This window comes from Mesorhizobium sp. M0016 (assembly GCF_040324035.1).
Taxonomy (GTDB): domain Bacteria; phylum Pseudomonadota; class Alphaproteobacteria; order Rhizobiales; family Rhizobiaceae; genus Mesorhizobium.
In genome coordinates, this window is the sequence record NZ_JAMYVM010000001.1 from 571848 (window position 1) to 580717 (window position 8870).

The window sequence follows — 8870 nt, forward strand, 5'->3', positions numbered from 1 at the left end:
CTGGTCCTGACGATCACCCCAGCGACAGTTCCTTCGTCTGGTGTCTCAAAACGAGGCCGACCGCGCCCAGCAAGGCATCGTTCTCGGTGTGCCTGCCAACGATGATGCGCGTGCGCAGCGCGGGAGCGACATCCCGGGACTTGATCAGCGTGTGGCGTTCATAGGACGCGATCAGCGGCGTCAACAGAATGTCCCCTGCCAAAGCCATGTGGCCGCCGATGATGATAAGCGGCGGATTGAGCACCGAGCCGATCAGGCCGAGACCCCGGCCGGCGATCTCGGCGGTATCCTCGATCATCCGCAACGCCCTGACGTCGCCCTGCTCGGCCATGGCGATGACATCGTCCATGGTGACTTGCCGCCCAACGACACGCGAAATCTGTTCCAGCGGCCGGGTAAAACTCGCGTAGAGCTCCAGGCATCCGCGATTGCCGCAGCGGCAAAGGTCGCCGCCGGGATCGATGCTGATGTGCCCGAATTCGCCGGCGCCGCCGGCGACGCCCGTCACCAGCCGGCCATGCTGGACAATGGCCCCGCCGACACCCAGATCGATCTTGAACAGCACGAAATCGTCCTGGCCGACGGCCGCACCCCACATCAGCTCGGCAATGGCCGCGCAGTTGCTCTCGTTGTCGGCGAAGATCGGCTGTTCCAGAACGGGTCCGAACACATCTCGTATGTTGACGCCGGCCCATGTTGGAACCATGCTTGCGCGCAGCACCACTCCATCGCGGCTGACAGGGCCGGAGACGGAGACACCAACCCCCAGGAGCCCCGCCATCGGCAGACCATTTTCCCTGTAGGATTGGGCAATCGCCGATTTGACCGCCTGGGCCGCCTGTTGCGGCTGGTAGTCCAGCGCCATTGGAATATTTTGTTCGGCAATGACGGAATGCGAGACATCGGCGACGATGAGCCGTATCTGCTGAAGAGCCAGGTGAATGCCGACGCAGGTGCCCGCTGTCGGATTGAGCGTCACCGCCGCGGCTGGCCTGCCGATGCCTCTGATGCCGTCGCGGCTGGTCGGGGCTTCGATCACCATTCCAGACTTTTTCAAGCCGTTAAGCGCGGTTGACACCGTCGAGCGCGCCAGACCGGTGGCACGTGCAATCTGCAACGCGGAAAGTGCGCCGCGCTCGCTCAGGCAGCGCACGATCATGCTCTCCGGCGACGCGGAGGGTCTGTCGATCAGCCAGGTTCTAAGCGAAGGTTTTGTCATGGCTCAACATAAACATCGTTGACTGATAGCTCCAATATGTCATCTTGGAAAGAACTCGAGATTGACGCATCTCGCCGGCGGCGGCTTCAAACCGCGGCCATAAGCGGTCGAGACGAACCGTGCAACACGATATGGGAGTGAAACGATGAAGTCCGTCATGACCGCGCTTGCGGCCGCTGCTGCGTGCACATTTTTCGCCGGGGCAGCCTTCGCCGAACCCAAGACGAACCTTTTGCACCAGTGGGCGACCGGATCGGACGCCCAGGCGATCGCCAAGCTCGGCAAGATGTTCACCGCCAAGGGCGGCAAATGGGAACAGACCTCGATCGCCGGCCACACGGCCAACACGTTGGCCAAGCTGCGCGCCGATGTGATCGCCGGCAATGCCCCGCCTGCCGTGCAGCTCAAGGGCCCTGAGATCGCCGAGTGGAACGAGACCGGCATGACCGCCGATCTCGACGAGTTGGCGGCCTCGGAAGGGTGGGAGAAAGTGGTGGCGCCGGAATTGCTTCCGGTGATGAAGCCGACCGGCAAATGGGTCGCCGCGCCCATGAACATCCACCGCATCAACTGGCTCTGGGCCTCGCCCAAGGTCATGCAGGCGGCCGGCGTGGCGGAAATGCCCAAGACCTGGGCCGAGTTCAATGCCGCCTGCGACAAGATCGTCGCCACAGGCAAGATCTGCATCTCGCATTCGACCGCCGACTGGACGGATTCGACGGTGTTCGAGGTCGTGCTCTACGGCCAGGACATCGATCTCTACCGTAAGGCCTTTGTGGAAGGCGATGTCGAGTCCATGCGCAGCCCGGGAATGGTCAAGGCCTTCACGCAGATGCGCCTGATGACGAGCAAATACATGGATCCGGGCATGGTCGGCCGCGACTGGGATTCGATGTCGGCGCTGGTCGGCAAGGGCGACGCGGCGTTCCACATCATGGGCGACTGGACGATCGGCCTTTTGACCGCCGCCGGCTTCAAGGAAGGCACCGACTATGTCTGCGCCCAGGCGCCGACCGATTGGGGCAAACCCGGCTTCATCCTCAACTCGGACTCGGTCGTGTTCTTCAAGCAGAAGGACCAGGATTACATCGACGGCCAGAAGCTGCTGGCCAGCCTGATCCTGTCGCCCGACTTCCAGACGGTCTTCAACCAGGCCAAGGGCTCGATCCCCGCACGTCTGGATATCGATCTGTCGAAGGGCTTCAATCCGTGCCAGCAGCTCTCGCAGAAGGATCTGCAGGCTTCGATCAAGGACGGCACGCTGGTCCGCTCGATGGCGCACAACATGACCATCCCGCAGAAGATGCGCGGCGCGATCATGGACTCCATTACCGAGTTCGTGGCGACGCCGGACATGTCGCCCGAGGATGGCGCCAATGCGATGGCCGACGCGGCGGAAGCACAGAAATAGATGGCAATAGCCGGGCGCCATCCGCACCCGGCCGTCCGCCATCCCGGTCCCGCGCTCCGCCAGTCCTGTGCTCTGCCAATCTCCGTGCTCTGAATGTCAAATCACGACCTGATCCTGTCGGTACCGGCGCCCGCCCGCCCCTGGCGCGAGCGGCTGGGCTCCGCGATGCCCTTGCTGGTGCTCGGCCCCTCTCTCGTGGCGAGCTTCGTCTACGTCTTCGTGTTCACCGGCTGGACGCTCTATATCTCGCTGTCCAACTCCTCGCTGCTGCCGACCTACGGCTTCGTCGGCCTGGACAACTACGCGTCGCTGTGGGCGAACCGGCGCTGGAACATCGCCTACAACAACCTGTTTTTCTTCAGCGCTTTCTACATCGTCGGCTCGATGGCGGTGGGACTGCTGCTGGCGATCCTGATCGACCAGCGCGTGCGCGGCGAAGCGGCCTGGCGCACGATCTTCCTCTATCCGCTGGCCGTCTCCTTCATCGTCACCGGCACGGTCTGGAGCTGGCTCTACAATCCGACCGACGGCATCCAGGCCATGGTGCGCGGTTTCGGCTGGGCGAGCTTCAGTTTCGCACTCGCCAGCGACCGGCACTATGCGATCTACGCGGTGATCATCACCGGTGTCTGGCAGGCCTCGGGCTTTGCCATGGCGCTGTTCCTGGCCGGCCTGCGCTCGGTGGATCAGGACCTCGTCAAGGCCGCGCAGATCGACGGCGCATCGACGTTCCGCATCTATCGCAAGGTGCTTCTGCCAACCATTGCGCCGATCTTCCTGGCGGTCGCCGTCATCCAGATCCAGTTCGCCATCAAGACCTTCGACCTCGTGGCGGCCCTGACCAAAGGCGGCCCGGGGATCTCGACCACCTTCCCCGCCATCTACGTCTATGACCTGATGTTTCAACGCGGCCAGATCGGCGAAGGTGCGGCCGCCGCCATCATGATGCTTGCCGCTGTTGCCGTGGTGCTGGTGCCCTATTCATTCTGGGTGGTCTGGCGCCGGCGCAAGGAAGCCGGCCATGGCTGACGTCTCCCTGGACCAGTCGCTCGACCGTCGCGCTGCCGCAGTCGCGTCGCGCCGGCATTTTCTCACCCGCTTCGCCATCTATGGGCTGCTGGTCGTCTTCGCGGCGATCTACCTGGTCCCGTTGCTGGTGGTGGTGCTGAATTCATTCCGCGACCAGCAGGAGATCGCGCGCAACGGGTTGATCTCGCTGCCGCGCAGCTTCCGCCTCGATGCCTGGGGCCAGGCCTGGAGCACCTATTGCATCGGCGGCACCTGCGAGGGCATGCAGCGCAACTTCTACAACTCCCTGAAGATGACGATCCCGGCCACGATCATCTCGACGGCGGTCGGCGCGATGAACGGTTACATCCTGTCGAAATGGCGCTTCAGAGGTTCGGAAGCTTTGTTCACCTGCATGCTGCTCGGCGTCTTCATTCCGGGCCAGATTTCGTTGATGCCGTGGGCGTTCATCCTCGGCAATCTCGGCCTCAGCAATTCGGTCTACGGGCTCGTCCTCATCCACGTTATCCAGGGCATTTCGTTCACCACTTTGTTTTGCCGCAACTACTACGTCAGCATCCCCGACGACCTGATCAAGGCGGCGCGCATCGACGGCGCCGGCTTCTGGCGCATCTTCCGCAAGATCATTCTGCCGCTCTCCTCGCCGATCCTGATCGTCACGGTGATCTGGCAGTTCACCGGCATCTGGAACGAATATCTGTTCGGCGTCGTCTTCACCTCCGGGCAGCAACAGCCGATCACGGCAGCGCTCGTCGCGCTGACGGCAAGCGGCACCAATGTGCGCGCCTACGATGTCATGAGCGCCGCCGTGCTGATCGGCGCGCTGCCGCCGCTGCTGATCTATCTCTTCGGCGGCAAGTATTTCGTTCGTGGCCTGACCCAAGGGGCGATCAAGTGAGGCGCCGTCAAGTGAGGCGCGATCCAGTGAGCGGAGCCTGTCTCCTGTCGCCGATCGTCCCGTCCGCCAAGAAGGGCATCGCATGTCGACATTGACCATCCGATCGCTGCGCAAGAACTTCGGCGCGGTCGAAGTGCTGAAGGGCATCGATCTCGAAGCGCGGAACGGCGAGTTCATCGCGCTGGTCGGACCGTCCGGCTGCGGCAAGTCCACTCTGCTGGCGATGATCGCCGGGCTCGAATCTGTTACCTCCGGCGAGATCCGCATCGACGGAAGGCTGGTCAATTCGGTGCCGCCGAAGGACCGCGACATCGCCATGGTGTTCCAGTCCTACGCGCTCTACCCGACGATGACGGTGCGCGAGAACATCACCTTCGGCATGGAAAGCCGCCGCGTCCCGAAGCCGCAGCAGGACGAGGCCGTCAAGCGGGTTGCCGCTTTCCTTCAGATCGAACCGCTGCTTGGCCGCAAGCCCGGACAGCTCTCGGGCGGCCAGCGCCAGCGCGTCGCCATGGGCCGGGCGCTGGTTCGCGATCCCAAACTGTTCCTGTTCGACGAGCCGCTCTCCAATCTCGATGCCAAGCTGCGCGTCGACATGCGCACCGAAATCAAGAAGCTGCATCACCGCGTCGGCAAGACCACGGTTTACGTGACCCACGACCAGGTCGAGGCGATGACGCTGGCGTCGCGCATCGCCGTGATGCACCAGGGCGAGGTCCAGCAATTCGACGATCCCGCCACGATCTACAACCGTCCGGCCAACATGTTCGTCGCCGGCTTCATGGGCTCGCCGGCGATGAATTTTTTGGCCGCGGAACTGAGCCAGGAAGGCGGTCACGCCACTGTTGTGTTGCAGGCCGCCGATGGCAAGACGGCCAGCCTGCCGATCGTCCAGGCGCTCCCATCCGATACGCCGCGACAAATCATTCTCGGCATCCGGCCGGAGCACATCTACCGCTTCGATCCGGATCTTGCGCGCCGCAAGCCGGGTATCGCGCAAATCGATGCCGTGGTCGAACTGGTCGAGCCGACAGGTGCGGAGACCATGGCCGTCCTGCGCCTGGGCGGCAAGGAGATCACCGGCCGTTTCGACCCCGACGGCACGCCGCTTATGGGCGAGACGGTGACGCTCGGCATCGACATGGCGCGGGCGTGCCTGTTCGACCCGACGACCCAACGCCTGATCTGACCCGATCTGACCGAAGCTTGATCTGAAAAGAGTTCCGCCTTGTCCTTCGCCACCTATCCGAGCCTGTCCGAGCGTGTCGTGCTGATCACCGGCGGTGCGTCGGGCATCGGCGCCGACACGGTCCGCGCCTTCGCCGCCAATGGCGCACGAGTGGCGTTTCTTGATCTGCAGCAGGAGGCCGGCGAGGCGCTCGCGCGGGAACTCGCCACGGCAGTGCACGCGCCCCTGTTCCTGCGCTGCGACGTGACCGACATCCCTGTCCTGCAGGCCGCGATCGGCACGGTGCGCGAGCGCCTCGGGCCTGTCGCAGTGCTGGTCAACAACGCCGCCGATGACAATCGCCTCTCCGTCGCCGACGTGACGCAGGAATATTGGGACCACGCCCAGGATGTGAACCTCAGGCACCACTTCTTTGCCGCCCAGGCCGTGCATCCGCACATGCAGGAAGTGGGCTTTGGTTCGATCGTCAATTTTTCCTCGATCGCCTGGCGTTTCGGCGCATCAGAGATGGCCCCCTATGCGGCGGCCAAAGCTGCCGTTATCGGGCTGACCTTCGCGCTGGCGCGGGCGTTTGGCCCCGACAACATCCGCGTCAACGCCATCGAGCCGGGCGCCGTCATCACCGACCGGCAGCGGGAGCTTTGGTACAAGACCCAAGGTTCGGTCGACCAGGTCGTGCAGCGCCAGGTGATCCGCAAGGTTCTGCTCGGCGAGGAGATCGCGCGCACGGTGCTGTTCCTCGCCGCCGACGACAGCCGCATGATCACCAAGCAGTCGATCACCGTGGATGCCGGCCTGAGATGACCACACCTGACTCAAAGGATCGCTTCATGCTCGAGGTCGGCCTGAACCCCTACGGCCTGACCTATCATCTCGGCCTCCAGGGCCGCGGCACGCCACGCGCCAATCCGCAGCCAGCGGGGCTCGAAGGTTTCATCGCGCTCGCGACCGAACTCGGCGCGCGCGTGCTGGAGATCTGGGTGCCATGGCTGAGCGAGCTTTCCGACGACGCGGTGATCGCGCTGCGCGAACGGCTCGCCGGCCTTGGCATCACGCCGGTCGTCAGCGGCGGCCTGCTGGTGGGCGAACCGCTCGACGATGCCTTTCGGGCCGCTCGCCTGCTCAAGGCCAAAATCATCCGGACGGCGCTGACGCCCATTCTCTGCGGCGACCGCAACGCCGCCGGCGAAAAATGGAGCGAGTACGCCGGCATCATTCGGGGGCGATTGGTGGAGTGGGGTCCCCGCGCGAATACCGAAGGGTATGTCCTTGCGATCGAAAACCACCAGGACTTTACCAGCCGGGAACTCGTCGATTTCTGCGCCCTCGGTGGTGACAGTGTGGGCGTCACCTTCGACACCGGCAACACGTTCCCGGTCGGCGAAGCGCCGCTCGATTTCACGCGCGCGATCGCCCCCCATGTCCGCCATGTCCACCTCAAGGATTACCGCGTGCAGTTCACGACCGAAGGCTATCGGCTGATCCGTTGTGCCATCGGTGACGGTGCTGTGCCGTTCGCCGAGCTGTTTGCAATTCTTGGCCAGCACCACGATCGCATGACCGCCGTTCTCGAACCGGGCGCCTTGGAGGCCCGGCATGTCCGCTATCTCAGCGACGACTGGTGGCGAGGCTATCCCCCGAAGACGGCGCGCGAATTTGCCGCCTGCCTGGCGGCAGCCCAGCGCAACCGGCTGCCCGACGATGCCGACACCCGCACCCCCTGGGAGCGCGAAGACGACGTCTCACTGGTTTCCTATGAGCTCGACATGATCCGGCGCAGCGCCGCCAACATGCGCAAACTGATGGAGAAGATCTGATGACGGCACGTGAACTCGATGGATTGACCGCCTTCGTAACCGGCTCCGGCCGTGGCCTCGGCCGCGTGATGGCCGAGCGCCTGGCCGAACTCGGCGCCAATGTCGCGATCCACGACATGGACGAGGAAGCGCCGGCGAAGTACGGCGAGTTTGCCAATCTCGGCGAAGTGGTCGAGCGCCTGAAGCGGCACGGCACGAAGGTCACGTCGGTGACCGGCAACATCGGCGACCAGAAAGCGGTTGCCGAGATGAAGCGCAGGATCGAGGCCGATCTCGGCGACGTCCATGTGCTGGTCAATTGCGCTGGCGGCGACATCGGCGCCAAGGGCGGCAAGCCGAACCCGAACAACGCCCTCGACATCGAACTGGACGACATCCGCGTGCTCACCGAGAACAATCTGATCGGCACGATGCTGGTCTGCCAGGCCTTCGTGCCTCCGATGAAGCAGCGCGGCGGCGGCTCCGTCATCAACATCGCCTCCGCGGCGGCACATCTCGGCTGCTCGCCCGAGGTCGTTTACTCCACCTTGAAGGCCGCGGTCGTGCATTACACGCGCTGTCTCGCCAAGGAACTGATCGACGACGGCGTGCGCATCAACGCGGTCAGCCCCGGCGCCACCAAGACGGCACGCTTCCAGGCGACCCGCGTGGTCGATCCGGAGCGCATGGATTCCAGCAAGAAGTCGCTGAACCGCTATGCCGAGCCGGAGGAGATCGCCGAGGCGGTGGCGTTTCTGGCTGGCCCGCGGGCGCGGTTTATCAACGGGCAGGTGCTGCGGGTGGATGGCGGGTTTACGATTTTTCCGGGGTGATGGGCGGGCCTCGAATTTCAATTTCGGGGCCGAAAGCGGAAGGTCCGTTTTCGGGATTCCTGGGTTAAATTGCCCCCTCACGCCTCGAGCTTTTCGCAGCGTCAAAACGGCTGTGGAGGGATTGGCAGGCTATACCGCTGACGAAGCGCACATGTGACGCACCAGAGGTCCACTAAGCAATGGTGAACGTCATTTCTGAAGTCGCAAGCAACTCGGCCGCCCTACTCCATAAGGTCAGCCATGCCTTCGCGGAGCCGACGCAATCTCTGCTGGAGCCTGCATGCTTCTTCAGGCGCGAGCGCTGTGTCTCAGTGCGGCATGAATCCTTTTCTCAGCCAAGCCAATATCTTGCTCCCATTGAGGACCCTGCGGACACGCCCGGCGGCCCAGCCAGCCTGCATGGTGGCGCCGGTGTGGCAACTGCAGACGATCTCATGCAACTGCCAATCGGAGAGTTCGAAGAAGCGTCTGGCTTCCCCGTAGGTATCCGATTGC

General features: G+C 63.7%; 8 protein-coding genes and 1 pseudogene. 7 read left to right on the plus strand and 2 right to left on the minus strand.

Annotated elements, in window-relative coordinates; translation table 11 throughout:
* Positions 1–13 precede the first annotated feature (13 nt).
* Complete coding sequence (locus NKJ88_RS02755; protein WP_352443530.1) at positions 14–1219, minus strand: ROK family transcriptional regulator; 1206 nt, start codon at positions 1217–1219, stop codon at positions 14–16.
* 145 nt (positions 1220–1364) lie between these two features.
* On the opposite strand from NKJ88_RS02755, the gene NKJ88_RS02760 reads away from it, so the two are divergent.
* The 7 genes from NKJ88_RS02760 to NKJ88_RS02790 all read left to right on the plus strand — a co-directional run bounded on the left by NKJ88_RS02760 (position 1365) and on the right by NKJ88_RS02790 (position 8375).
* Positions 1365–2630, plus strand: coding sequence for an ABC transporter substrate-binding protein (locus tag NKJ88_RS02760; protein ID WP_352443531.1), 1266 nt, complete (start codon positions 1365–1367; stop codon positions 2628–2630).
* 93 nt (positions 2631–2723) lie between these two features.
* Entirely contained in the window at positions 2724–3659 is a 936-nt protein-coding gene (locus NKJ88_RS02765) for a carbohydrate ABC transporter permease (protein ID WP_023700958.1), read from the plus strand.
* Positions 3652–4557 carry a carbohydrate ABC transporter permease gene (locus NKJ88_RS02770; protein WP_023671100.1) on the plus strand — a complete coding sequence of 302 codons (906 nt, stop codon included), beginning with the start codon at positions 3652–3654 and terminating at the stop codon, positions 4555–4557. Before NKJ88_RS02765 ends, NKJ88_RS02770 begins: the two co-directional genes overlap by 8 nt.
* Positions 4558–4639: 82 nt before the next feature.
* Positions 4640–5746, plus strand: coding sequence for an ABC transporter ATP-binding protein (locus NKJ88_RS02775; RefSeq protein ID WP_023691879.1), 1107 nt, complete (start codon positions 4640–4642; stop codon positions 5744–5746).
* A gap of 39 nt (positions 5747–5785) precedes the next feature.
* Entirely contained in the window at positions 5786–6550 is a 765-nt protein-coding gene (locus NKJ88_RS02780) for an SDR family NAD(P)-dependent oxidoreductase (protein WP_352443532.1), read from the plus strand.
* Between the two features lie 26 nt (positions 6551–6576).
* Positions 6577–7563: a sugar phosphate isomerase/epimerase family protein gene (locus NKJ88_RS02785; protein ID WP_352443533.1), complete on the plus strand. Its 987-nt coding sequence runs from the start codon at positions 6577–6579 to the stop codon at positions 7561–7563.
* A complete protein-coding gene (locus NKJ88_RS02790; protein ID WP_023737593.1) occupies positions 7563–8375 on the plus strand; it encodes an SDR family NAD(P)-dependent oxidoreductase in 813 nt (270 codons plus the stop codon). The genes NKJ88_RS02785 and NKJ88_RS02790 overlap by 1 nt, the downstream gene beginning before the upstream one ends.
* 308 nt (positions 8376–8683) lie before the next feature.
* On the opposite strand, the pseudogene NKJ88_RS02795 reads toward NKJ88_RS02790, so the two are convergent.
* A pseudogene (locus NKJ88_RS02795) lies at positions 8684–8870 on the minus strand (hypothetical protein); the annotation flags it as partial.